Consider the following 24,712-nt stretch of genomic DNA (forward strand, 5'->3'; position numbering starts at 1 on the left):
ATTACGCACAAAGTTAAACAAATTAATGTTTAAAATGACGTGTACCTGTAAATACCATTGCAAGATTATTTTCATTACAATAATTGATGCTCAATTCGTCTTTTATTGAACCTCCAGGTTGAATTACTGCTGTTATTCCAGCTTTTTTAGCAATTTCAACACAATCAGGAAAAGGGAAAAAGGCATCGCTTGCCATAGAAGCTCCTTCTAAGCTAAAACCAAATACTTTTGCTTTTTCGATGGCTTGTAATAACGCATCTACTCTTGAAGTTTGTCCTGTACCAGATGAAATTAATGTTCCGTTTTTGGCAAATACAATTGTGTTTGATTTGGTATTTTTACAAACTTTCGAAGCGAAAATTAAATCATTAATCTCTTGCTCTGTAGGTGCTGTTACTGTAACGGTTTTTAAGTCGGATTTAGTATCAGTGATGTTGTTTCTTTCTTGAATTAATAATCCATTCAAACACGTTCTTACTTGTTTTTGAGGTAATTCAACATTGTTTTGAATCAAAATGATTCTGTTTTTCTTTTCTTGTAAGATCGCAATTGCTTCTGCATCATAAGATGGAGCGATAACCACTTCGCAAAATAATTTGTTGATTTCAGTTGCAGTTGCAACATCTATTGTAGTGTTTGCAATTAATACACCTCCAAAAGCTGAAGTAGGATCACATGCCAAAGCTACATTGTAAGCTTCACTAATAGTATCTCTTGTTGCTAATCCGCAAGCATTGTTGTGTTTTAGAATAGCAAATGTAGGTCCGTCAGTTTTGAATTCATTAATCAAATTTACTGCGGCATCTACGTCTAATAAGTTGTTGTATGACAATTCTTTACCGTGAACCTTGGTAAACATAGCGTCAAAATCACCAAAGAAAAATCCTTTTTGGTGTGGATTTTCTCCATATCTCAATACTTGACCATTTTCTATACTCGCTTTATAGATGGTTTCGTCTGTATTGAAATAGTTAAAAATAGCTCCGTCATAATGAGAAGAAACATGAAAAGCTTTAGTGGCTAATAATTTTCTGTCTGCAAGAGTCGTAGCTCCATTTTGGGCAGTAATCATATCCAAAAACAGACTGTATTGATCCATAGATGAAAGGATTACAGTGTCTTTAAAGTTTTTTGCGGCAGCACGAATCAATGAAATGCCACCAATGTCAATTTTTTCGATTATGTCTTCTTCACTTGCTCCAGAAGCAACTGTTTTTTCAAAAGGGTATAAATCAACAATTACCAAATCAATCTGCGGAATGTTGTATTCCTGCATTTGTTGCACATCACTTTCGTTGTCTTGACGGTTTAAGATCCCTCCAAAAACCTTCGGGTGTAACGTTTTTACTCTACCACCTAAAATAGAAGGGTAAGTTGTAACATCTTCAACAGGGATTACAGGAATTCCTAAATTTTTAATGAATTCCTCAGTACCACCTGTAGAATAAAAAACTACATTTTGATCATGTAGTTTTCTTACAATTGGTTCGAGACCTTCTTTTGAAAAGACTGAAATTAATGCGGATTGGATCTTTTTTGTTGTGTTCATGGAGTAGTTATGATTATAAAGTGCAAAAATAGTTTTTTTTGATAATATAATTCAATAAAAATATGTAACAATGTATTAAAGTTACATACCAATCGTTAAATGTATTTTTTTTAGGTTATTGCAATAAATATCTTGAAATTTACAATAACACAAATTAAAATGAGATGCTAGTTTATCTACGATTATTAAAGGAGAGTTTTGGTTTTGCGATGAATGCGTTGCGAAGTAATAAATTGAGGACATTACTTTCTTTATTGGGTGTTACAATTGGAATATTTTCTATTATCGCGGTGCTTGCGGCTGTTGATTCTTTAGATCGAAAAATTTCCAAAGATTTGAGTAGTTTGGATAAAAACACTATTTATCTATTGAAATTTTCCTTTGGACCTTCGGATATACCACAATGGAAAAGAGAACAATTTCCCAATGTAAAATATACGGAATATGTTTATTTGAAAGGAGTCATGACGCATACAGAGCAATTAGGCTATCAAATATTTACAAGAGGAGAATCCATTAAATATGGATCTAATACGGTAAGTGATGTAAATATTGTGCCTGTTTCCCATGAATTTATTGATATTCAAGGGTTGGAATTCGAAAAAGGAAGGTTTTATAATGAGTCTGAAGCCAATTCTGGATCTTCGGTTATTGTTCTTGGAAATGAAATTGCAAAATCGTTATTTGGAGACTCAGAGCCCATTGGGAAAAACGTTAGATTATATGGGCAACGATTTACAGTCATTGGAATTTTAAAAAAGCAAGGATCCAGTATGTTTGGAGATAGCGATGATTCTTCAGCTTTTATTCCGGTTAATTTTGTTAGACAACTTTATGGAGATAATAATCCGAATTTAACTAATGTGATAATATTCAAACCAGAAAAAGGGGTGGATATGGAAGAGTATAAAAGTGAGATATCTCAAAAATTAAGAAGTTTTAGGGGGTTGAAAGCAGGCGAAATTGATAACTTTTTTATTAATGTGTTTGCAGGTTTTCTCGATCTTATAGATGGAATTATTAGCCAAATGAATGTGGTAGGTTGGATCATCAGTGGATTTTCATTATTAGTAGGGGGTTTCGGGATTGCCAATATCATGTTCGTTTCGGTTAAAGAGCGAACTAATTTAATTGGGATACAAAAATCATTGGGCGCTAAAAACCGTTTTATATTGTTTCAGTTTTTATTCGAAGCGATAATCCTATCAGTTCTAGGAGGTGTCATTGGATTGTTTATGGTTTGGATAATTGCTTTAATTCTAACTAATGTTTTGGAATTTGAATTTGTTTTGGGACTTGGAAATATTCTTATTGGAACAGGCTTGGCAGCTGTTATTGGTCTTATTTCTGGAATTCTTCCTGCAATTGCGGCTTCAAAACTGGATCCTGTTGAAGCTATTAGAACTGGTATGTAAAAGGTTGTCTTATTGTTGTTTTACTGTAAATTTTGAGAGTTATTAATAATTAGGTATTTTTGAGAGAGAGAAATGCACTATAATTTAATAAAAATAGTAAATGAGCTTTATTTTAAAACCTGTTGATACCGTAGAATCTATAACCCGAGAAGATTTTAAGAAGAACTATTTGGATAAAAGAAAGCCTCTAATTATAAAAGGACTGACTAACGATTGGCCGGCAAGAGAAAAATGGGCAACCGATTATTTCAAGCAAATCGCTGGAGATATTGAGGTAAAGTTGGTTGATAATTCAAAAGCTGATCCCACCAAAGTAATAAATGCCTCTATAGCGAGTATGAAGTTTGGGGAGTACCTGGATTTAATAAAAAGGGAACCTACTGAGTTGCGTATTTTTTTCTTAAATACAAACCTGATTTAATTAATGATATAAAGATTCCTAAAGATTTAATGGGCGGTTTTATAGAAACTATGCCAGCTATGTTTTTTGGAGGGTCTAGTGCAATCACTTTTTTGCATTATGATATTGATTTGCCACATCTTTTTCATACTCATTTTGGAGGTAGAAAACACATTATATTGTTTGATAATAAATGGAAAAAAAGGCTTTATTGTCTTCCAAATACAACTTATGCTTTGGAAGATTATGATGTTGCCAATCCTGATTTTGAAAAATTCCCTGCTTTAATGGGAGTTGAAGGCTATGAAGTTTTCTTAGAGCATGGAGATACTCTGTTTATGCCAACTGGGATGTGGCACTGGATGCGTTATATTGATGGTTCTTTCTCCTTGACACTACGCGCTTGGGACCAATCCATAAGTCGAAAAATGGCCGGGGTTTGGAGTTTGTTTATGCATGGTGCAGTAGATAGTGTTTTGAAAGTAATTTTCAAAGGGAGTTATGCAAAATGGCGGGAGAAATTGGCTTTTAAAATTGCAGAAAAAGAACTTAAAAAAGGCAAGCCAAGAAATTAGTGGTGTTTATGGAGTTACATGCATAGATGCAAATTCAATCTAAGATTTTATAAACCATTAAGAAATGAAGATTCATTAAGCATATAGTCTAAATGAACCTTCTTTTCTTAATGGTTATTTTTTACCTCTACAGTTTATTAATTTAATAACATAAAAAAAATCCCGATTGCTCGGGATTTTCATTTATCTAATATCATTGTTTTGAATCAAATCGATGTATAAGTTAATCTTATCTTTCAATTCTTTTCTGGCGGTTATAAAATCTAAGAAACCATGTTCAAGAAGAAATTCGGCAGTTTGAAAACCTTCTGGTAAATCTTTTCCGGTGGTGTCTCTAACTACTCTTGGTCCTGCAAATCCGATTAAGGCACCTGGTTCGGAAATATTAATATCTCCAAGCATGGCATAAGAAGCAGTTGTTCCTCCTGTTGTTGGGTCGGTACAAAGAGAGATATAAGGTAATTTAGCTTCGGCAAGTTGAGCTAATTTTACAGATGTTTTTGCTAATTGCATTAAAGAATAAGCAGCTTCCATCATTCTGGCTCCCCCTGATTTTGAAATCATTACAAAAGGTAGTTTGTTTTTGATAGCATGATCAATTCCTCTGGCAATTTTTTCTCCTACAACAGCTCCCATAGACCCACCGATAAAGGCAAAATCCATACAACAAATCACTAATTCTCTACCTTTAGATTTTCCAACACCAGTACGGACAGCATCTTTAAGTTGAGTTTTTTCCATTACATCTTTCAATCGGTCTGCATATTTTTTTGTGTCAACAAAATGCAAAGGATCTTTAGAGGTCATGTTTTTGTCTAATTCAACAAATTCATTGTTGTCAAACAAAATATCAAAATAGGCTGCGCTTCCAATTCTAACGTGGAAACCATCTTCGGGACTTACAAATAGATTACGAGCCAATTCATCAGCATCAATAATTTTACCTGTAGGTGATTTGTACCAAAGACCTTTTGGGATGTCCATTTTGTCTTCAGTAGCCGTAGTAATTCCTTTTTCTTTTCTTTTAAACCAAGCCATTTTTATTATTTTAGATCTAAGATTTTAGATTTTAGATTTCCTCGTGAAATCTAAAATCTAAAATCTAAAATTATAGTGTATTCACGTTATTTAAGTCAGCAAAAGCTTGCTCAAGTCTCGCATTGAAAGTAGCTTCACCTTCACGCAACCATTTTCTTGGGTCGTAATATTTTTTGTTAGGAACGTCTGATCCTTCTGGATTTCCGATTTGAGTTTTAAGGTAGTCAATATTGTTAACCATAAAATCACGAACACCTTCCGTAAATGCAAATTGCAGGTCAGTATCGATGTTCATTTTTACAACACCATAACTAATTCCTTCTCTGATTTCTTCCAATGTAGAACCTGATCCACCGTGGAAAACAAAATCAACAGGGTTTGGTCCAGTTTTGAATTTTTCTTGAACGTAATCTTGAGAATTTTTTAAGATTTTTGGTGTCAATTTTACATTTCCTGGTTTGTAAACTCCATGTACATTTCCAAAAGCAGCTGCAATTGTAAATTTTGGGCTTATTTTAGATAATTCTTCGTAAGCATAAGCTACTTCATCAGGTTGTGTATATAATTTTGAGCTATCTACATCAGAGTTGTCCACACCGTCTTCTTCACCACCAGTGATTCCAAGTTCGATTTCTAAGGTCATTCCCATTTTGCTCATTCTTTCTAAATATCCTTTGCAGATTTCGATGTTTTCTTCGATTGGCTCTTCAGACAAATCAATCATGTGTGAAGAGAACAATGGTTTTCCAGTTGCTGCAAAATGTACTTCAGAAGCATCTAATAATCCATCAATCCAAGGCAATAATTTTTTGGCACAGTGGTCAGTGTGTAGAATAACTGTTGCTCCGTAGGCTTCAGCCAAAGTATGAATGTGTTTTGCTCCTGCAATACCACCTGCAATAGCGGCTTTTTCTCCTGCATTAGAAAGTCCTTTTCCTGCATTAAATTGTGCTCCACCATTTGAAAATTGGATGATAACTGGTGCATTTAGTTTTGCAGCAGTTTCAAGAACTCCATTAATAGTGCCAGATCCAATAACATTTACAGCTGGAAGGGCAAAGCCTTTTTCTTTTGCATAATTGAAAATTTCCTGTACTTGATCGCCTGTAGCAACTCCTGGTTTAATATTGTGTGCCATTGTAATTTCTTTTAGTTTTTTAGTTTTTAGATTATAATCTGCAAAAATAAGAATTAATTAGCATTTAGAAAGGGTAATTGATGCCAAAATTAAAAACAGAGTTGGCAAAATTATATTGAGTGAACCATCTTTCTCCCATTTCATTAGCAGGATTGTAGGTTTTAAACCCAATATCGACTCGAACTACAAAAAAACCGAAATCATATCGTATCCCAAAACCAGTACCTAAGGCTATCTTGCTTAAATCTTTTAAACCCGTAAATTTAGCTGGTTCAAAAGTGGTGCCGTCAAATACATTCCAAATGTTGCCTGCATCAGCAAATAAGGCGCCATTAAATTTACCTCCAATTAAGAATCGGTATTCTCCACTGATTGCGATTTTTAAATTGGCTTCATTAAAGTTGTTTGTAGACGGGCTGCTTCCAGGGCCTAAGCGATAGGGTTGCCATGCTCTATTGTCATTAGATCCTCCTGCATAATAACTTTTAGTAAATGGAATAAAATTTGAATTCCCATAAGGGATCGCAATTCCAAAAAAGGTTCTCATGGCAAAAACTGTGTTTTTCTTGATATCCCAATACTTGACAAAGTCAAATTCAGTCTTTAGATATTCCGAATACTCTAAATTGAAAATTTCGTAATTTCCACTTGAGTTTTTAGGTAAATTTCCAATGCTTGAAATAGCAGATAATAGTGTCCCTGCAGACTCAATTTTTGTTCTAAACATGTAGAAATCATTGTCTTGCAGATCTTTTTTGGTTGTTTTTGTGAAGACAATATTGGTGGCCATAATAAAATCATTATCGGTAAGTCTAACTCTTTGTTGTTCAATGCTGTTTACATTTTGGTAATCTTCATCATTTGGTTTCAAAGAGGTCTTGCCCGATAGTACATCATTTGTAAAACCAGTTGTTCCACTTTCTATAATTAAATCACCGCTTGTGTCAAAATAAGTAGGGTCTGTAACTATACTAGGGTCTTTTGCTATTTCATTTAGTGCATCATACGAAGATTCATATACATTATAATAATTTTCAGGATTAAGATTGTTTACAAACTGAACATTAAAAAGATCGAAACGGGTTGTGTTATTTTTTTTTGGAGTCCAACTGTACGAATAAACGGCGCTAACGTTTTCTTTATCTAAGCCGATATTGGTTTGCTTTGAAAGACCTATACTCATTATAGTAGAGGGAATCATGCTTTTGGGGATGATTTTTTCTGTTTTAAAAGGAAATAAAATCCGCGGAAAGTTAAGTTTTGCATCCACACCGAATTCTGAGACATTAAAAAAACTGTCTCCTGGATCTGCTATATCATTGGATGCACCGATATTTCCCCGTGCTGAAAGTTCCAATGTTTCGGCTCCATTAAAAACATTTCTAACGGTTTCTGTAATACTTCCGGTAATACCAAAATCTTCAATATTAGAATGGGTTAAATCTAAAGTATAGCCAAAGCTGTATTTTTTACGGGGTGTTAAATAAATTTTGGCAATCAAAGACTGTGCTGTACTGTCTCTTTTATCCAATTCATATTGGATGGTGGGGTAATTAAAAATTTTAAGATTGTTTAAATAACGTGTCGATAAAACGGTTTTAGAATCAGCAAATAGACCTCCTTTTACAATAAAAACAGCATCGGTTATGGCGTGTGGGGTGTATTTTATTTTATCAAAGGCATACAAATTCATGTTGTTATAGGTGACACTATCTTTTATTTTAGAATTGTGATTTGAGCTTTTATAGTCTGTATAAATGTTGATGTCGCTAATTTTGTATAGTTTAAATGGTTCTGTTTTTGTAGAATCATTCTCTAGATATAAATAATTACCGATACTTAAATTGATGTTTGCTTTATTCTTTTTATTGATAGTGTCAATGTCAAAAGTTACATAATTAGGTTGAAAGCGATAGGCACCATTGTTTCTGAAAAGGGCACTTATTCGATCTTTTTCACTTTCGAAATCTTCTGTTTTGTATTGGTTCCCAGATATAATTAATGATTTCTTTGTTTTGTAAATGGAATCCAATACGGGGGTTGAAATTGTAGCTGTTATGGTGTCTAAGAAAAATGGATTTCCTGTTGTGACATCATACTTTATTTTGGCTTTTTTGGGACTTAGAGAGTCTAGCTTGTATGTGGCTTTAACATTGAAGTAGCCATTATTGAAATAATGACTTTTAAGACGAATTAACGATTTTCTAGATTTTGAAGTGTCAGCAATAACTGGTGCTTCTCCTGTTTCTTTCAAAAAAGAGTGTATTCCATGGTGCCAAAATGATTTGCGAAGTCTTCCTATTTGTTTCTCGGAGAGCCATTTTACTTCTCTTTTGTGTTTTTTTTCTTTGTTTTGATATTTCAGATTGAATGTTGAATCCGGATTGGGATTGGCTAAATTGTAGATATTTAATTGAAATGGATAGCCAAATAAAGGACGGCTATTTGGTTGTTGGTACAATTGGTCGTATACATCCTGATTCTTTATTAATTTGTCATTTTGAATGATTTCATTTTTTACAAGAAGCTGTTTTCTGGCGGGAACTCTCTTTTCTGAATTACAAGCCAAAATTAATATTGAAATTAGGATAAATGCTGCTATTTTTGTAAAATTCTTTTTCTTCTGAAAAAGTAAGGATTGCCCAAGATTATCATCCCGAAAATTGTCGGGACTTTTTTTTATTGTATCGGATGATTTTTTTTTGGGCATGCGGGCTTTGATTGTTATAAAATTTTTAATTCAAAAGTACATTTTTTTTATGCTTAGTAAAAACCAAATAAAGCTTATCTCGAGTTTGCAACAAAAAAAACATCGTTTTGCCAATCAGTTGTTTTTTGCCGAGGGCGTAAAAGTAATTCAAGAATTAGTAAAATCAAATTTTGAATTGGAACATCTTTATACAACAAAGTCGGATTTTGATGAAATAGCAGCAGCCAAGAAAACAATTATTTCCGAAAGTGATTTGAATAAAATTAGCGCATTAGCTACTCCTAATACTTGTTTAGCCGTATTTAAAATTCCTTTAGAAAAAAAGATTATTGATTCTGGTTTGATAGTGGCGCTAGATTCTATTAGAGATCCAGGGAATTTGGGCACTATTTTAAGATTATGTGATTGGTTTGGAGTTAAGCAGCTGTTGTGCTCCAAAGAAACGGTTGACATTTACAATCCAAAAGTGGTTCAGGCTACGATGGGATCTATTGCTAGAGTAAACGTAAATTATGTCGATTTGAATGATTTTATATCCAAAACTAAGTTGCCCGTTTTTGGAACATTTATGGATGGGGATACTATCTATAAAACAGATTTGCCTCAAGATGGAATCATAATAATGGGTAATGAAGCCAATGGAATTTCAGCAGAGTTGGAGAATTTGATTCAAAAAAGACTAACCATTCCTCGTTTTGGGGATCTTCAAGAAACCGAAAGCTTAAATGTGGCTACCGCAACCGCAATAATTTTAAGTGAATTTAGAAGGTAAAATTAAACTTGGGAGCACTTAATGAAATTTTTAATGGAAAGTAAAATTAATTAAAACCGCTCTGGATTTCATAGACTCAATATTGCCTGTCCATGGGCTATTTGGGTCTTTGTCGCGTATTAATTCGTCTGAGATTCCAAATGAACCTCTTATGGATGGTGAAAATATGAAATATTCTGAAAATATATCAATTCCAAAGCCCAATTCATAATTCGTAGTCCACGATTTCATCCTAAATCGATTCTCAAGATTGTCTTCCAAAGATTTTGAATTACTGGATAGATTTAAGTTTGCAGATACACCTCCCAGTAAATAAGGGCGTATATTTCCGGTTCTAAGGGACGAGAATTTTAACAATAAAGGAAAATGGATATAAGTACCGTTTACTTCCCTAAGGGCATCTTTTTCGGAAGCAAAATTAGGATAATGTAAAATTTTACTGGAATAGTAGAGACCGGGTTCAAAACGTAAGTTTAAATACTCCTGTAGTCTAACATCCGCAACTATACCAACATTGAAACCTGTTGAATTGTCTACTTGAATATCAGGTCCTACTGTTTTATAGTCAATTTTTAAATCATAAGAGTTGAAGCCCAGATAAAAGCCAAAGTAAATTCGGTGTTTTTGCCAGGTTTCTAAATTTATAATGGGATCCTTGCTAAAAATTCCTTTTGAATTTTGGGCGTTTCCATTTAAGGCAAAAACTATCAAAACAAGTGCAATTATTTTTTTCATATTTACGCTGAATGTTTTTCAGTATTATTTTTTGGAGGCTGAGTAAATGGTTGCAACTCCAAATGTTTGAGGCATAGCTACAACATCTATAAACCCCGTTTTTCGTAAAATATTGTTTAATGCTTCTCCATAAGGAAAAGAAGCGGCAGATTCTGATAGATAGCCATAAGCAACTTCATCTTTTGAAAATAATTTTCCAATGATTGGTAATATATTGTTGCTGTAAAATTTATAGCCTTGTTTGTATGGTGTTTTTTCTGGAACAGAGGTTTCTAAAATAACGAAAATCCCACCTGGTTTTAGAACTCTTAAAATTTCAGAGAGCCCTTTTTCTAGGTGTTCAAAATTTCTTACGCCAAAAGCAACGGTTATGGCGTCAAAAAAATGATCTTCAAAAGGCATGTTTTCAGAATCACCTAAAACCATTTCGATTGTTTTGGAAAGATTTTTATCGGCAATTTTTTTTGAACCTATTTCAAGCATTCCTGCGGAAATGTCTAATCCAATGATTTTTTTTGCATTTGTTTTAGCCATCAAAATAGCCAAATCTCCTGTTCCTGTAGCAATATCCAAAATGTTTTCGGGATTGGTTTTGGCAACCAACTGCAAAACTTTTTTTCTCCATTTAACATCTATACCAAACGAAATGACACGGTTTAGATTGTCATAGTTTCCAGAAATGGTATCGAACATTTTTGCAACTTGTTCTTTTTTACTAAGAGAGGAGTCTTTATAGGGTGTGATTTCTTTTGGCATTTTTTTAATTTGTACAAATATAAACAAACTGTATAAACTATAAATACGTTTTTTGAAATGGGTGAAATTTATTTCAAATTGTTGTTTTGTGTGATATTACTTAATTAAAGCCCAATTATGGATGAAAAATAAATGAAATATCACTAAAAGTGGGTATTGTGGTTCCTGTTTTTATTACAGAAGTTTGTACCATGAAATTTTAATATTTATTGAATGGTTAAGAGGGAAGTAATGACCCAAATCAAATGGATGCTTCTTGCGCTATTTATCTCATTTGTTCTTGTATTTTTTTTTGAAGGTACTGTCAGTAATGGCTGTATTGTTTTAAAAGCGCAAAACACGTTCTTAGGATTAAATTTGTTTTTGGAAATTTTAATTTTCTTTGCCTTTAGTATCTTTGTGGTATTTGGTACTAAAGGTTTTTTTGAGTTGTACTCTCAAAAAACATCAAATAACATTGTCTTCGTTTCTGGAGTAATAATGATATTTGTGATTTGTATATTATGTTATCAAATTTTATTACAAGAGTAGGTCATTCCTCTAATCGTTTAAATGAAAAACATCCCAATTGGGATGTTTTTTTTTATTTTTTGATGTAAGTTTGATAAGTATATTCATAAAGATGTTTATCGTCTATTGGGTTAAATTCACTAAAAATTTCTCGCCAATTATCAGGGTTTATTTCTGGGAAAAAAGCATCGGCCTCAAAATTATGATGAACTCTTGTAATTTCTAGCTTGTCTGCATAAGGAAGCCCCAAATTATATATTTCTCCTCCGCCAATAATAAATGAAGTTTCGTTTTTTGGACAAATAGCGATTGCTTTTTCTATGCTATTAACTACAATACAACCTTCTGGTTGGTAGTTTTCTTGTCTTGTGATTACCACGTGAGTTCTATTGGGAAGAGGTTTCGGAAAGCTTTCAAATGTTTTTCTCCCCATTATAATATAGTGACCTGTAGTTAATGATTTAAATCTTTTAAAGTCATTGGGAAGATGCCAAACCAGTTCATTGTTTTTTCCGAGTGCATCGTTTTCTGCAACAGCAGCAATCATAATTATCATACTAGGGGATTTTATTTGAATTATTTTCTTCAATTTTAGATTGCAATTGGGCTATTTTTTTTTGCTGTAAAGCTACAAGTCTGTCGATCTGATCTCTTTCCCAATATTTGTTCATAAAACGATCGGTAATGAATACTTTTATAAAATGTAATATAAAAAGGAATAGCCATACGATAATAATCCATGTAGACCAGTTTGTATCTATACCAATATCGAAAAATCGATGAGCGGTGAATAAAAAGATGCTAATCAAAGTAAAGAGAACAAAATGGTAATAGAGCCTTTTCTTTTGTCTTAGGCGTCTTCTGGCGTATTCATATTGCTCGTGTAATTCTTTTTCCATGGTATAAATTTTGTCCATAAAGATAAAATATATTTTTTAAAGACACTATTCTGATTATTGAATATTAATGAGAAATCGTTTTCTTATTTTGGAATCAAAAAATTATTGGAGCTATTTTCTTAAAAGAATAAAAAAGAATGCTTTTTCTTGTTATTACATCAATTCTGTATAGGCCAGATTGTAATGTCGAATTATTTTATTTACTTTGGTATAATCTTAAAAACTAAATAGTTATGTCTATAAAGAAACAATTTGTAAAAACAAAGCCAGTTTGTAAAGTTACTTTTTCAGTTGAAGCTAAAACGGCTAATGAAGCTTCTGTTGTTGGGGATTTTAATAACTGGAGTTTAGAAGAGGGAGCTTTAAGTAAATTGAAAAATGGTACTTTCAAAGCTACTTTTGATTTAAATAAAGATGCTGTTTATGAATTTAAATATGTCATAGATGGCGTGTTTGTAAATGAACCAGAAGCCGATTCATTCAAGTGGAATGATTACGCAGGTGCAGAGAACAGTGTATTAGCAATATAATCCCAATAAAAAATTCCGCTTGTTGAAAGCGGAATTTTTTATAAATCAGATTGGTGTTTTGTTTATTTAGACAGCAACGTTTCCTTTAATGAGGGCATGTGGTTCGTATCCTTCTAAAGTAAAGTCATCGAAATCAAAATCGAAGATGTTTTTTATAGCGGGATTCAAAATCATTTTTGGCAATGGTTTTGGCTCACGTGTGAGTTGTAATTCGAGTTGCTCAAAGTGATTGTTGTAAATGTGAGCGTCACCAAAGGTGTGGATAAATTCTCCAACTTCAAGGTTGCAAACCTGCGCAATCATCATTGTTAATAAGGCATAGGAGGCTATATTAAAAGGAACACCCAAAAAAACATCGGCACTGCGTTGGTACAATTGACAAGATAGTTTTCCTTTAGTTTCTCCCTTGGTTTCATCTGGGGCAGCTACATAAAATTGAAAAAAGGCATGACAAGGAGGCAAGGCCGCTTTGTTGTTGGCAACATTCTCCTCAAATGACTTAGTCGTATCTGGAAGAACCGATGGATTCCATGCAGAAACGAGCATTCTTCGGCTGTTTGGATTTGTTTTTAATTCGGTAATAAGTTCAGAAATTTGGTCAATTTCCTCGCTGTTCCAATTGCGCCATTGGTGTCCGTAAACAGGCCCCAAGTCGCCATTGCTGTCGGCCCAAGCATCCCAAATTTTAACGCCGTTTTCTTGTAAGTATTTGATATTTGTATCCCCTTTGAGAAACCAAAGCAATTCGTAAATTATAGATTTAAGATGTAATTTTTTGGTAGTTACCATGGGGAAACCTTCACTCAAATCAAATCGCATTTGGTGGCCAAATACACTTTTTGTTCCAGTTCCGGTACGATCTCCTTTTTGACAACCGTTTTTCATAACGTGTTGTACTAAATCTAAGTATTGCTTCATTCTAGGGTTGTGATTTGTAGTTTATCGTTTTGAAATTTCGTCCCTAATTTTAGCGGCTTTTTCATAATCTTCGTGCTCCACAGCTTGTTGCAATAATTCGTTTAATTCCTGCAAACTGTGTTTAGCATAGGTGTTGCCAGATTCGTTGCTTTCGGGAGTATGACCAAAAGTTTCGGGATTAGAAAGAATATCGTCTATTTCTTGAGAAGCCGCATCGGTTTCAAGTGGATTTGCTTTTAAATAAATTCCAGCTTTGTCCAATATGTTTTTATAAGTAAACATAGGAGCGTTAAATCGAATGGCTAATGCAATGGCATCTGAAGTTCTGGCATCAATTATTTCTTCGATTTTATCTCTTTCGCATATAATGCTGGAATAGAAAACACCGTCAACTAGCTTGTGTATGATGACTTGTTTGACAACAATGTCAAATCGATCGGCAAAATTTTTGAATAAATCATGAGTCAATGGTCGAGGAGGCTTAATTTCTTTCTCTAAAGCAATAGCAATAGATTGGGCTTCGAATGCTCCGATAACAATCGGTAATTTTCTTTCGCCATCAACCTCGTTCAAAATCAATGCATACGCACCGTTTTGGGTTTGACTATATGAAATTCCTTTTATGGATAATTTTACTAGACTCATGTTAGTATAATAGAAAGTACAAAGTACCTTATTAATAGTGTCGTTTTATATATTAAATAAAAGTGCAATTTTAGTCAAAATTTATCGAACAAAAAAGCTACCTAAAGCAAAGATACGATTATCTTGTTTTTAGGCAGCTATATTTAACTAGAGATATTTGTTTTTAAGACTGTTGCTCTTTAAAAATTTTTAATTTTGCTATTAATTGTGGTACAATTTCAAAAGCATCACCTACAACTCCATAATCAGCAACTTTAAAGAAAGGAGCTTCTGGGTCGCTATTGATAACTACTTTTACTTTTGAGGAGTTGATTCCCGCAATATGTTGAATGGCTCCTGAGATTCCAATGGCGATATATAAATTGGTTGCTACGGGCTTTCCTGTTTGTCCTACGTGTTCTCCGTGAGGTCTCCATCCGATATCTGATACTGGTTTTGAACATGCAGTTGCAGCTCCAAGAACTCCAGCCAATTCTTCAATCATTCCCCAGTTTTCAGGTCCTTTAAGACCACGTCCTGCAGAAACCACAATATCAGCATCAGCAATAGAAACTTTTCCGGTTACTTTTTCAACAGAAACTACTTTTACTCCAAAATCAGCATCTTCGATGGTTGGATTGAAATCTTCTTCTGCTAATGCTGAAGCATTTTCAAAAATTCCATACGAGTTTTTGGCTAGAGCCAAAACCTTAACATCGGTATTGATTTCTGTAATGTTGAACGCTTTATTTGAAAATGCATTTCTTTTTACTTGAAAAGGAGAAGTGCTTACCGGTAATCCCACCACATTTGAAGCAAAACCTGCTTCTAGCGCTACCGCAACTAATGAAGACAGGTAAATACTGTCCGTGGTAGAAGATAGTAAAACTACTTTAGCGCCTTCTTTTTGTGCAGCTTGTTTGATGACATCAGCATAAGCTTTGGCAGTAAAACCAGCTAATTTGTCATTGGCTACTTTTAAAACTTTGTCTACTCCGTATTTTGATAATTCCGAAACATCTCCTGCATTTACCGTCACAGCTGTAACGGTAGTGCCTAATGATTCAGCTACCTTTTTGGCATAAGAAGCTAGTTCTAATGCTACTTTTTTAAATTTTCCTTCTGCAGATTCTGCATATATTAATATTGACATGATTTTTTTGTTTAAAAATTTAAAGTTTAAGGTTTAAAGTTTTACAACTGAAAACTGTGACTAAAAACCGATTACTAGATTACTTTTGCTTCGTTGTGTAATAAATTGATCAATTCATCCAAGTTGTCAGCCGAAACCAATTTTACTGCTGATTTTGGAGCTGGTTTTTCAAATTTCACCGCTTTAGTATTTACAGAAGCGTCAACCGGTTCAAGGATTGTTAATGCTTTTGTTCTAGCAGTCATAATTCCTCTCATGTTTGGGATACGTAAATCCTTTTCTTCAACAAGACCTTTTTGACCTCCGATAATAACAGGCAATGTAGTACTAACGGTTTCTTTACCACCATCGATTTCACGAACAGCAGTTACGTTTGCTCCGTCAACGGCGATGTTGGTGCATGAGTTTAAAAAGTTATAGCCTAAAATTCCAGCAATCATACCAGGAACCATTCCTCCATTATAATCCAATGATTCTTTTCCGGCAATCACAACATCATAACCACCATTTTTGATTACTTCGGCTAATTGTTTGGCTACAAAAAAGCCATCAGTAGGATTTGCATTTACGCGAATAGCTTCATTAGCACCAATGGCCAATGCTTTTCTTAAAGTAGGTTCAGTATCTGGTCCACCAACATTCACTACAGTAACTGTAGCGCCTTGTTGTTCTTGGAACCAAATGGCACGAGTTAAACCAAATTCGTCATTTGGATTAATTACATATTGAACCCCATTGGTGTCAAACTCAGAGTCTCCGTTGGTGAAGTTGATTTTTGAAGTAGTATCAGGAACGTGGCTGATGCAAACTAATATTTTCATAATTTATGTTTTATAATTCGTAATTTCTTCGACAAATTTAAAATAATAAATTGAATAAAATACTATGCATGCATAACATTTTGTTTGGCTATTACGATTTCGTAATTTATTGTTTCTGTTGATGTGTTTTAATCAAAAAAAATATAAATAATTGACTCGTTTTTGTGAATTATGAGATAGTTGATTTGGCTGGGGTTTTGTTTTTTCATTCTAGAATGGATGTGTTTTACTGAATTACATCGATTTCGTAGTCCGGATATGGTGGATAGCTGGAATAGCTCCTAAAAAGCATATGTGTAAAGAGGTGTTATTTTAAAGTGATTTATGCTTTTAAGTGATTTAAAATAATTATTTTTGCGTTTCTAAAAATTACACACAGACTATATAAATATGAGAACGATACAATTTAGAGAGGCCATTTGCGAAGCGATGAGCGAAGAAATGCGTCGCGATGAGTCCATATACTTAATGGGTGAAGAGGTAGCAGAATACAATGGTGCATACAAAGCATCAAAAGGAATGCTTGCCGAATTTGGGGAGAAAAGAGTAATTGACACGCCAATCGCAGAGCTTGGTTTTACTGGAATTGCAGTAGGATCGGCAATGAATGGTTGTCGCCCGATAGTGGAATACATGACTTTCAATTTCTGTTTGGTTGGAATTGATCAAATTATAAATAATGCTGCCAAAATGCGTCAGATGACCGGTGGACAGTTTAATGTGCCTATCGTTTTTCGAGGACCAACTGCTTCGGCAGGACAATTGGGAGCAACACACTCTCAAGCTATCGAGAACTGGTTTGCCAATACTCCAGGACTTAAAGTGGTGGTTCCGTCTAATGTTTATGATGCCAAAGGTTTGTTGAAATCGGCAATTCGTGACAATGACCCAGTTATTTTCATGGAATCTGAACAAATGTATGGTGATAAAGGTGAAGTGCCAGATGGTGAATATACGGTTCCTATTGGAGTTGCCGCTATCAAACGTGAAGGGACTGATGTAACTATCGTTTCTTTCGGAAAAATTATCAAAGAAGCCTATATCGCGGCAGATGAATTGATCAAGGAAGGAATTTCATGTGAAATTATCGACTTGAGAACTGTTCGCCCTATGGATAAAGATGCGATTTTGACATCAGTTAGAAAAACAAATAGATTGGTAATTCTTGAAGAGGCTTGGCCGTTTGCTAGTGTATCTTCGGAGATTGCTTTCTTGGTTCAAGAGCAAGCTTTTGATTTTCTAGATGCGCCAATTCAACGTATTACCACTGCCGATACTCCAGCGCCCTATTCTCCAGTATTGTTGAAAGAATGGTTGCCAAATGCTGCGGATGTTGTGAAAGCGGTTAAGAAAGTAATGTATAAAAAATAGATTTTTAGACTTTCTGAATCTTTAGATTTTTAAAATGTCTAATATTCTTAAATTAATATGTTTAAAACTTCATCAGAAATGTAAATTTGATGAAGTTTTTTTTTTGATGATTATGAAAAAATATATATTCTTCGGTCTGTTTTTATTACTTGCAATCGCAAGCCCCATTTTTGCGCAAACAAAAGTGAGTGGTATTGTTGTTGACAAATCCAAACAGCCTATTCCATTCGCCAATGTGGTTTTCAAAAATTCCAGTACAGGGACTGTGACCAACGAAGATGGACGTTTTTATATGGAATCTCCAAACACTTATAAGACACTATTGATAACCTCAGTTGGTTTTTCTGAAAAAGAAATAACGCTTAACAAATCGGTCAATTATAATTTTACGGTTGAATTAAGCGAACAGGAGAGTTTGAAAGAAGTGGTTATTTATACCGGAAAAACGTCTAAAAAGAACAATCCAGCACTCGATATTCTAAGGAAGATTTGGGAGAAAAAGCGTAAAAATGGTTTGTACCTATTTGGCCAATACCAAATGGAGAAGTATGAAAAAGTTGAGTTCGACTTGAATTCTATTGACAGTGCGTTTATGAAAAAGAAGATTTTCAAGGGCATGGAGTTTATATTTAATCAAGTTGACACTTCAAAAATTACTGGAAAAACGTATTTGCCTATCTTTATAAACGAAGCGTTAATTGATATTTATGGCGACAATAAATTGAAGAAGGTCAAGGAGATAACAAAAGCTAATAAAACGTCTGGATTTGAAGGGAATCAACAAATTATATCTTTTATAAAAGACTTGTATTCGGATTACAATATTTATAGTAATTACCTCACTTTGTTTGATAAAAGTTTTACCAGCCCACTATCAACAACGGGAATTGATGTTTACAATTATGTATTAAGGGACAGTGCTTACATTGATAAGAAATGGTGTTATAATATTGTTTTTTATCCAAGGCGAAAAAATGAACTGACTTTCAAAGGAGATTTTTGGGTAAACGACACCACATTTGCCATCAAAAAAATCAACATGGCCGTTACCAAAAGCGCCAATATCAACTGGGTAAAGGATGTTTATGTAGAACAAGAATTTGATGTTTTAAATGATTCTGTTTTTCTGTTGACCAAAGATTATTTGATGTCTGATTTTGCTTTAAATAAAAAAGAAAAATCAAAAGGGGTGTATGGTAAGCGAACCACTTTTTACAGGAATCATGAATTCAATAAAGAAAAACCGGTTGACTTTTATAAAGAAGAAGTAAATTTTCGTGATGATGAAGTTTATAATAAAACCGAGGATTTTTGGAATGAAAATCGATTTGAAAAATTAAGCAAAGATGAACTGGGTGTGTATAAAATGCTCGATACTTTGCAAACAGTCAAGAAATTTAAGCAATTGTATGATGTAGTTCAGATTCTTGCGAGTGGTTACATAAATTACGACGTATATGATATAGGGCCTATTTTCTCGACATTTGGATACAATGAAGTCGAGGGTTTTAGAGTACAATTAGGAGGTCGAACCTATTTTGGACCGAATGATCCCTGGCGTGTGCAAGCTTTTACAGCCTATGGTTTTGACGATAAAAGGTTTAAGTATGGTTTTGCCGGAAAATGGATGATTGAAAAGAAAAATCGAATTATTATTTCTGGCGGGAATAGGCGAGATATTGAGCAATTGGGAGCAAGTCTAACCACTACCAATGATATTTTGGCTAGAAATTTTGGTTCTTCGGCCTTTTTTACCACAGGATCCAACGGGAAGTTAACCAATATAGGATTGACCAATGCCTATATTGCAATGGAACCGATTAAAAACCTAACCTTTCAAACGGGAGTGACCTATAAAACACTGGAATCGGCATCGCCAGTTTTTAGCTTAGATTATTATACCACTTTACCAACGGCAGAGAATCCTGCGGGAGTTGTAAAAAGCAATACAACCCAATCGGAATTTAACATTCAAGCAATGTATACGCCTAACCGAAGAACTGTAGCATTTGGTGTAGAAAGAAGTATTGCCAATAGTCCCTATACGACGGTTTTTGCTAATTATAGTCAAGGTTATAAAGGGATAATCAATAGTGATTTTAATTATAAAAAAATCGAAATCTATTATAAACAACCCATCATTATTGGGCCACTTGGGCGCACCAATTTGATTTTGGAGCTAGGAAAAACTTTTGGCACGATTCCATTGGGATTGTTGAGTATTATACCAGGGAATCAAACGTTTTTCACTATCGAAAACACCTTCAGCAATCTTAATTATTATGAGTTTATTACGGATCAATATGCCATGATGCAATGGAACCATGATTTCAACGGAAGACTATTTGCGAGAGTTCCTTTTATGCGAAAACTAAATTGGAGAGAATTCGTAGGGGTAAAAGCCGCTTACGGAACGGTGTCGGATGCCAATAGAGCCATAAATGCTTCGGGCTTAGTCTATGTGGCACCAGAGAATGTATATTGGGAATACAATGCGGGAATTGGGAATATCTTCAAAGTATTCCGTTTGGATTTTGCTTGGAGAGGCAGTTATCTCGACACCCCAAGTACTAATAGATTTACGGTAAAAGGATCATTTGGATTCTATTTTTAGGAGCTATTTACTTCGTCAGTTCGTTTCACTCGTGTCCAGCTGTACACTATATCTTTTTAAGAGATAAAGAAAAATTATCTCTTAAAAAGGATGCCGTTTCCTCCCGATAGCTATCGGGAGGGCTAAAACATCAAACTATGCAACAAGCTATCGATCATCTTTTAGAAAAAGATTCCATATTCAAACTCATCATAGACACCTACGGGTTGCCAACAATTCCTAAAAGACCTCAGGGATTTGAGACTTTGGTGCTGTTGATTTTAGAACAGCAAGTATCAATAGATTCTGCAAAAGCCACTTTTTTAAAAATAAAAGCAGAGCACACTATTTTTCAACCAGAATTACTGATTTTAGTTTCTGATGAAGAATATAGAGCCTTTGGCGTAAGCCGACAAAAAACGACTTATATAAAAGCATTGGCGTCTGCTATTCTGAATGAGGAAATAGATTTAGACAGTTTGCCGCAAAAATCGGCTCAACAAGTGCGCGAAGAACTCATAAAGATTAAAGGAATTGGCAATTGGACAATAGATATTTATTTGATGTTTTGTTTGCAAGAACCCGATTTGCTGCCACTGGGCGATATTGCGGTGGTGAATACCATAAAGGAACTGCTTGAAATCCATGACAAACAAGAAATGGAAAATCATACCGAGAAATGGAGTCCTCACCGCTCTTATGCTACATTTTTGCTTTGGCATTATTATCTAAAAAAACGTAAAAGAACAATAGTGTATTGATTGAAAATTTAACGAAAACGATATAGTATATATTGTCTATATTTTATTGTAAAAAAGTATTGTTTGATTACTTTTGCATTCGTAAATAAATTAAGAGAATAATTTAAGAAAATATAAATAATAATGACTGCAGACAAATTAACAACTTTCGATGTTTTAATCGAAATTCCAAGAGGAAGTAGAAATAAATATGAGTACGATTTTGAAATAAAAAGAATGCGTTTTGATAGAATGTTGTTCTCTTCTATGATGTACCCAGCTGATTATGGTTTTATTCCAGAAACTTTAGCATTAGACGGGGATCCATTAGATGTTTTGGTATTGGTAACTGAACCAACTTTTCCTGGATGTGTAATGGAAGTGAAGCCTATTGGAGTTTTCCACATGGCAGATGATAAAGGACCAGACGAAAAAGTAATTTGTGTACCAGTTTCTGATCCAATTTGGAATTCATTAGAAAACCTATCGGATATCAACCCACACTTATTGAAAGAAATCGAGCATTTCTTCCAAGTTTACAAAGATCTTGAAAACAAACAAGTGGATGTAGAAGGTTGGGGAGATGTAAACGAAGCGTATGCTATCATTAAAGAATGTACAGAACGTTTTGATCAAATTGAAAATAAACCAGCAGGATTATTTAGTATTAAATAATTTTCGCCCTTTAAATTTTATAAAAAAGCAACACTCTTCAATGAGTGTTGCTTTTTTTGTTTAAATTGCTTTCGTTTAAGATTTTATACTAACCAACCAAAAAGTAAATTTATGAATTCAATTATGATTTATGTGCCAATTTTTATGGCATTAGTAGGGCTTGTTTTTATGGCTATCAAACGATCTTGGGTATTGAAACAAGATGCAGGAGATGGTAAAATGAAGGAGATATCAGATCACATATATGAAGGAGCTTTGGCTTTCTTAAAAGCGGAATATAGATTACTGGCTGTATTTGTAGTTATTGCAAGTGCTGTTTTGGCAGGAGTTACTTTTATTCCGGGTGTTCAAACCAATATATTAATAGTAGTAGCATTTGTGTTCGGGGCATTTTTCTCTGCATTAGCGGGAAATATGGGTATGAAAATTGCAACAAAAACCAATGTGAGAACGACACAAGCTGCTCGTACGAGTTTACCGCAAGCCTTGAAAGTTTCTTTTGGCGGAGGTACGGTAATGGGATTAGGTGTAGCGAGTTTAGCTGTTTTGGGGTTGACTGGTTTTTTTATTGTTTTCTTCCAAATCTTTATGAACGGGCATTGGACTTCTACAGAAGATATGACTATTGTTTTAGAAACATTGGCTGGCTTTTCTCTTGGAGCTGAATCTATCGCTTTGTTTGCCCGCGTGGGGGGAGGAATCTATACCAAAGCTGCCGATGTAGGTGCCGATTTGGTGGGTAAAGTCGAAGCAGGTATTCCAGAAGATGACCCTCGTAATCCTGCAACCATTGCGGATAACGTAGGAGATAATGTGGGAGATGTTGCCGGAATGGGAGCCGATTTATTTGGTTCGTATGTAGCAACAGTTCTAGCAGCAATGGTACTTGGGAATTATGTGATAAAAGATATGAATGGAAACATTCAAGATGCTTTTGGTGGAATTGGGCCTATTTTATTACCAATGGCAATTGCCGGTTTCGGAATTTTGTTTTCTATAATTGGTACTATGCTCGTTAAAATTACAGATGAAAATGCCAAAGAAGCGCAAGTTCAAAAAGCATTAAATATAGGAAACTGGGTTTCTATAGTTTTAACAGCTATCGCTTGTTACTTCCTAGTGCAATATATGTTGCCGGAAACAATGAGCATGACTTTCTTTGGTGAGGGATCAATGGATATTTCATCGATGAGAGTATTTTACGCAACTCTTATTGGTCTAGTTGTAGGTGGAGCTATTTCATCGGTAACGGAATATTATACGGGATTAGGTAAGAAACCAGTAATGGCGATTGTTCAAAAATCGAGTACGGGAGCAGGAACAAACGTAATTGCAGGATTGGCAACAGGAATGATTTCTACTTTTCCAACCGTATTATTGTTTGCGGCGGCTATCTGGACCTCTTATGCTTTGGCAGGATTTTATGGAGTGGCATTGGCGGCTTCAGCAATGATGGCAACCACAGCGATGCAACTGGCAATCGATGCTTTTGGACCTATATCGGACAATGCAGGTGGAATTGCCGAAATGAGTGAATTGCCGAAAGAAGTGCGTACCAGAACCGATATTTTGGACTCAGTTGGTAATACAACGGCTGCAACAGGTAAAGGTTTTGCGATTGCTTCGGCAGCTTTAACATCTTTGGCTTTATTTGCCGCTTATGTGACTTTTACAGGAATTGACGGAATTAATATTTTCAAAGCGCCAGTATTGGCGATGCTATTTGTTGGAGGTATGATACCCGTGGTTTTCTCAGCTTTAGCGATGAATTCAGTAGGAAAAGCTGCGATGGATATGGTGTACGAAGTACGTCGTCAGTTCAAAGAAATTCCAGGAATCATGGAAGGAACGGGAAAACCGGAATATGCAAAATGTGTTGATATTTCTACTAAAGCCGCTTTACGCGAAATGATGCTACCAGGAATTTTAACGATTGGTTTCCCAATTGCGATTGTGCTTCTTGGTAAATTAGTCTATGGAGATAACAACGAAATGATTGCCGAAATGCTTGGGGGATACATGGCCGGAGTTACTGTTTCTGGGGTACTTTGGGCTATTTTTCAAAATAACGCCGGTGGTGCTTGGGACAATGCCAAAAAATCATTTGAAGCAGGGGTGATGATTAATGGGGAAATGACTTATAAAGGTTCGGATGCGCACAAAGCTGCAGTAACTGGTGATACTATTGGAGATCCGTTCAAAGATACTTCTGGTCCATCGATGAACATCTTAATTAAATTGACCTGTTTGATTGGACTGGTGATGGCTCCAATTTTAGGAAGTGGAGAAAGTACCATGGATGCAAAAGGCACTTGTCCAGAAAAGAAAGAAATCTGGATGAAAGAATGCCACATGAAAGAAGGAGCAATGATGATGGGGAAATGCGACATGTCTAAATTGTCTAAAATGACCAAAGAGGAATGTGCTAAAATGTGCGACAGTCTTAAATGTTCACCTGAGGAAAAAGAAATGTGTTTGTCTCATTATGATAAAGACGGAAAATTTGTCGCTCATAAAGGGAAAGCTTGTTGCGTCAAAAAGACGATGTCTATGGGTAGTGAAGTTAGAATTGAAAAAACAAACCTTAACGGGAAAGTAAGTGCCACAATTACAACTACAGTAAATGGCAATGTTGTCGTTAAGCAATTTCAAGGAACAGATGCTGAGGTCGAAGCCCAGATTGATGCCGTGAAATAAGAAAATATTTTGATCAAAGTTGACGACTTTGTCTAAGATTCTATACTAAAAACACCTCATTTCGAATTTTCGTAATGAGGTGTTTTTTTGTTT

Annotated in this window: 21 protein-coding genes and 1 pseudogene; 10 read left to right on the plus strand and 12 right to left on the minus strand. The window is 34.6% G+C overall.

The window, feature by feature from the left end:
• Positions 1 to 22: 22 nt before the first annotated feature.
• Entirely contained in the window at positions 23 to 1,549 is a 1,527-nt protein-coding gene (gene purH / locus DB891_RS13080; RefSeq protein ID WP_116764028.1) for a bifunctional phosphoribosylaminoimidazolecarboxamide formyltransferase/IMP cyclohydrolase, read from the minus strand.
• Positions 1,550 to 1,713: 164 nt separating this feature from the next.
• On the opposite strand from purH, the gene DB891_RS13085 reads away from it, so the two are divergent.
• Positions 1,714 to 2,964 (plus strand): ABC transporter permease, encoded by a 1,251-nt coding sequence (locus DB891_RS13085; protein ID WP_116764029.1) that lies wholly within the window; start codon positions 1,714 to 1,716, stop codon positions 2,962 to 2,964.
• A 100-nt stretch (positions 2,965 to 3,064) separates the two neighbouring features.
• Positions 3,065 to 3,939: pseudogene (locus DB891_RS13090) on the plus strand (cupin-like domain-containing protein).
• Positions 3,940 to 4,122: 183 nt separating this feature from the next.
• Here the strand turns inward: DB891_RS13090 and accD are convergent.
• The 3 genes from accD to tamL all read right to left on the minus strand — a co-directional run bounded on the left by accD (position 4,123) and on the right by tamL (position 8,825).
• Positions 4,123 to 4,977 carry an acetyl-CoA carboxylase, carboxyltransferase subunit beta gene (gene accD, locus DB891_RS13095; RefSeq protein ID WP_116764030.1) on the minus strand — a complete coding sequence of 285 codons (855 nt, stop codon included), beginning with the start codon at positions 4,975 to 4,977 and terminating at the stop codon, positions 4,123 to 4,125.
• A gap of 70 nt (positions 4,978 to 5,047) precedes the next feature.
• Complete coding sequence (gene fbaA, locus DB891_RS13100) at positions 5,048 to 6,115, minus strand: class II fructose-bisphosphate aldolase (RefSeq protein WP_116764031.1); 1,068 nt, start codon at positions 6,113 to 6,115, stop codon at positions 5,048 to 5,050.
• Positions 6,116 to 6,179: 64 nt separating this feature from the next.
• Positions 6,180 to 8,825: a translocation and assembly module lipoprotein TamL gene (gene tamL / locus DB891_RS13105; RefSeq protein ID WP_116764032.1), complete on the minus strand. Its 2,646-nt coding sequence runs from the start codon at positions 8,823 to 8,825 to the stop codon at positions 6,180 to 6,182.
• 49 nt (positions 8,826 to 8,874) lie between these two features.
• Here tamL and DB891_RS13110 point away from each other — a divergent pair, with 49 nt between their 5' ends.
• On the plus strand, positions 8,875 to 9,597 hold the full coding sequence (locus DB891_RS13110; protein ID WP_116764081.1) for a TrmH family RNA methyltransferase: 723 nt from the start codon (positions 8,875 to 8,877) through the stop codon (positions 9,595 to 9,597).
• A 30-nt stretch (positions 9,598 to 9,627) separates the two neighbouring features.
• Here the strand turns inward: DB891_RS13110 and porT are convergent, their stop codons facing one another.
• A complete protein-coding gene (porT, locus tag DB891_RS13115) occupies positions 9,628 to 10,332 on the minus strand; it encodes a type IX secretion/gliding motility protein PorT/SprT (protein ID WP_116764033.1) in 705 nt (234 codons plus the stop codon).
• 24 nt (positions 10,333 to 10,356) lie between these two features.
• Positions 10,357 to 11,088, minus strand: coding sequence for a bifunctional demethylmenaquinone methyltransferase/2-methoxy-6-polyprenyl-1,4-benzoquinol methylase UbiE (ubiE, locus tag DB891_RS13120; RefSeq protein ID WP_116764034.1), 732 nt, complete (start codon positions 11,086 to 11,088; stop codon positions 10,357 to 10,359).
• Between the two features lie 231 nt (positions 11,089 to 11,319).
• On the opposite strand from ubiE, the gene DB891_RS13125 reads away from it, so the two are divergent.
• On the plus strand, positions 11,320 to 11,619 hold the full coding sequence (locus tag DB891_RS13125) for a hypothetical protein (RefSeq protein WP_116764082.1): 300 nt from the start codon (positions 11,320 to 11,322) through the stop codon (positions 11,617 to 11,619).
• Positions 11,620 to 11,671: 52 nt separating this feature from the next.
• Here DB891_RS13125 and DB891_RS13130 read toward each other — a convergent pair whose 3' ends face one another.
• Complete coding sequence (locus DB891_RS13130; protein WP_116764035.1) at positions 11,672 to 12,154, minus strand: dihydrofolate reductase; 483 nt, start codon at positions 12,152 to 12,154, stop codon at positions 11,672 to 11,674.
• A 1-nt stretch (position 12,155) separates the two neighbouring features.
• Positions 12,156 to 12,497, minus strand: a complete 342-nt coding sequence (locus DB891_RS13135) for a 2TM domain-containing protein (RefSeq protein ID WP_116764083.1) — start codon at positions 12,495 to 12,497, stop codon at positions 12,156 to 12,158.
• A gap of 233 nt (positions 12,498 to 12,730) precedes the next feature.
• On the opposite strand from DB891_RS13135, the gene DB891_RS13140 reads away from it, so the two are divergent.
• The gene (locus DB891_RS13140) at positions 12,731 to 13,027 is read left to right on the plus strand and encodes an isoamylase early set domain-containing protein (RefSeq protein ID WP_116764036.1); all 297 of its coding nucleotides are present in this window, start codon (positions 12,731 to 12,733) and stop codon (positions 13,025 to 13,027) included.
• 66 nt (positions 13,028 to 13,093) lie between these two features.
• On the opposite strand, the gene DB891_RS13145 is transcribed toward DB891_RS13140, so the two are convergent.
• From DB891_RS13145 to DB891_RS13160, 4 genes are all read right to left on the minus strand, one after another.
• Positions 13,094 to 13,945 carry a thymidylate synthase gene (locus DB891_RS13145; RefSeq protein ID WP_116764037.1) on the minus strand — a complete coding sequence of 284 codons (852 nt, stop codon included), beginning with the start codon at positions 13,943 to 13,945 and terminating at the stop codon, positions 13,094 to 13,096.
• A 21-nt stretch (positions 13,946 to 13,966) separates the two neighbouring features.
• Positions 13,967 to 14,590 (minus strand): bifunctional nuclease domain-containing protein, encoded by a 624-nt coding sequence (locus DB891_RS13150; RefSeq protein ID WP_116764038.1) that lies wholly within the window; start codon positions 14,588 to 14,590, stop codon positions 13,967 to 13,969.
• Between the two features lie 163 nt (positions 14,591 to 14,753).
• Positions 14,754 to 15,722: an electron transfer flavoprotein subunit alpha/FixB family protein gene (locus DB891_RS13155; protein ID WP_116764039.1), complete on the minus strand. Its 969-nt coding sequence runs from the start codon at positions 15,720 to 15,722 to the stop codon at positions 14,754 to 14,756.
• A gap of 74 nt (positions 15,723 to 15,796) precedes the next feature.
• Positions 15,797 to 16,543, minus strand: coding sequence for an electron transfer flavoprotein subunit beta/FixA family protein (locus DB891_RS13160; protein WP_116764040.1), 747 nt, complete (start codon positions 16,541 to 16,543; stop codon positions 15,797 to 15,799).
• Positions 16,544 to 16,933: 390 nt separating this feature from the next.
• Between DB891_RS13160 and DB891_RS13165 the strand changes: the two genes are divergently transcribed.
• The 5 genes from DB891_RS13165 (at position 16,934) to DB891_RS13185 (ending at position 24,619) form a co-directional block, all read left to right on the plus strand.
• The gene (locus tag DB891_RS13165; protein ID WP_116764041.1) at positions 16,934 to 17,914 is read left to right on the plus strand and encodes a pyruvate dehydrogenase complex E1 component subunit beta; all 981 of its coding nucleotides are present in this window, start codon (positions 16,934 to 16,936) and stop codon (positions 17,912 to 17,914) included.
• A 112-nt stretch (positions 17,915 to 18,026) separates the two neighbouring features.
• Positions 18,027 to 20,528 (plus strand): DUF5686 and carboxypeptidase-like regulatory domain-containing protein, encoded by a 2,502-nt coding sequence (locus DB891_RS13170; RefSeq protein WP_116764084.1) that lies wholly within the window; start codon positions 18,027 to 18,029, stop codon positions 20,526 to 20,528.
• 137 nt (positions 20,529 to 20,665) lie between these two features.
• Entirely contained in the window at positions 20,666 to 21,268 is a 603-nt protein-coding gene (locus DB891_RS13175) for a DNA-3-methyladenine glycosylase family protein (protein ID WP_116764042.1), read from the plus strand.
• A 123-nt stretch (positions 21,269 to 21,391) separates the two neighbouring features.
• Positions 21,392 to 21,922 carry an inorganic diphosphatase gene (locus tag DB891_RS13180; RefSeq protein ID WP_116764043.1) on the plus strand — a complete coding sequence of 177 codons (531 nt, stop codon included), beginning with the start codon at positions 21,392 to 21,394 and terminating at the stop codon, positions 21,920 to 21,922.
• Between the two features lie 111 nt (positions 21,923 to 22,033).
• Positions 22,034 to 24,619 carry a sodium-translocating pyrophosphatase gene (locus tag DB891_RS13185; protein ID WP_116764044.1) on the plus strand — a complete coding sequence of 862 codons (2,586 nt, stop codon included), beginning with the start codon at positions 22,034 to 22,036 and terminating at the stop codon, positions 24,617 to 24,619.
• Positions 24,620 to 24,712: the final 93 nt, after the last annotated feature.

Source organism: Flavobacterium laiguense (assembly GCF_003097655.1).
GTDB lineage: Bacteria > Bacteroidota > Bacteroidia > Flavobacteriales > Flavobacteriaceae > Flavobacterium > Flavobacterium laiguense.

Excerpts from the sequence above, each read along its gene's own strand:
- purH (WP_116764028.1), bottom strand. The coding sequence starts at position 1,549 with ATGAACACAACAAAAAAGATCCAATCCGCATTAATTTCAGTCTTTTCA.
- DB891_RS13085 (WP_116764029.1), top strand. The coding sequence starts at position 1,714 with ATGCTAGTTTATCTACGATTATTAAAGGAGAGTTTTGGTTTTGCGATG.
- accD (WP_116764030.1), bottom strand. The coding sequence starts at position 4,977 with ATGGCTTGGTTTAAAAGAAAAGAAAAAGGAATTACTACGGCTACTGAA.
- fbaA (WP_116764031.1), bottom strand. The coding sequence starts at position 6,115 with ATGGCACACAATATTAAACCAGGAGTTGCTACAGGCGATCAAGTACAG.
- tamL (WP_116764032.1), bottom strand. The coding sequence starts at position 8,825 with ATGCCCAAAAAAAAATCATCCGATACAATAAAAAAAAGTCCCGACAAT.
- DB891_RS13110 (WP_116764081.1), top strand. The coding sequence starts at position 8,875 with ATGCTTAGTAAAAACCAAATAAAGCTTATCTCGAGTTTGCAACAAAAA.
- porT (WP_116764033.1), bottom strand. The coding sequence starts at position 10,332 with ATGAAAAAAATAATTGCACTTGTTTTGATAGTTTTTGCCTTAAATGGA.
- ubiE (WP_116764034.1), bottom strand. The coding sequence starts at position 11,088 with ATGCCAAAAGAAATCACACCCTATAAAGACTCCTCTCTTAGTAAAAAA.
- DB891_RS13125 (WP_116764082.1), top strand. The coding sequence starts at position 11,320 with ATGACCCAAATCAAATGGATGCTTCTTGCGCTATTTATCTCATTTGTT.
- DB891_RS13130 (WP_116764035.1), bottom strand. The coding sequence starts at position 12,154 with ATGATAATTATGATTGCTGCTGTTGCAGAAAACGATGCACTCGGAAAA.
- DB891_RS13135 (WP_116764083.1), bottom strand. The coding sequence starts at position 12,497 with ATGGAAAAAGAATTACACGAGCAATATGAATACGCCAGAAGACGCCTA.
- DB891_RS13140 (WP_116764036.1), top strand. The coding sequence starts at position 12,731 with ATGTCTATAAAGAAACAATTTGTAAAAACAAAGCCAGTTTGTAAAGTT.
- DB891_RS13145 (WP_116764037.1), bottom strand. The coding sequence starts at position 13,945 with ATGAAGCAATACTTAGATTTAGTACAACACGTTATGAAAAACGGTTGT.
- DB891_RS13150 (WP_116764038.1), bottom strand. The coding sequence starts at position 14,590 with ATGAGTCTAGTAAAATTATCCATAAAAGGAATTTCATATAGTCAAACC.
- DB891_RS13155 (WP_116764039.1), bottom strand. The coding sequence starts at position 15,722 with ATGTCAATATTAATATATGCAGAATCTGCAGAAGGAAAATTTAAAAAA.
- DB891_RS13160 (WP_116764040.1), bottom strand. The coding sequence starts at position 16,543 with ATGAAAATATTAGTTTGCATCAGCCACGTTCCTGATACTACTTCAAAA.
- DB891_RS13165 (WP_116764041.1), top strand. The coding sequence starts at position 16,934 with ATGAGAACGATACAATTTAGAGAGGCCATTTGCGAAGCGATGAGCGAA.
- DB891_RS13170 (WP_116764084.1), top strand. The coding sequence starts at position 18,027 with ATGAAAAAATATATATTCTTCGGTCTGTTTTTATTACTTGCAATCGCA.
- DB891_RS13175 (WP_116764042.1), top strand. The coding sequence starts at position 20,666 with ATGCAACAAGCTATCGATCATCTTTTAGAAAAAGATTCCATATTCAAA.
- DB891_RS13180 (WP_116764043.1), top strand. The coding sequence starts at position 21,392 with ATGACTGCAGACAAATTAACAACTTTCGATGTTTTAATCGAAATTCCA.
- DB891_RS13185 (WP_116764044.1), top strand. The coding sequence starts at position 22,034 with ATGAATTCAATTATGATTTATGTGCCAATTTTTATGGCATTAGTAGGG.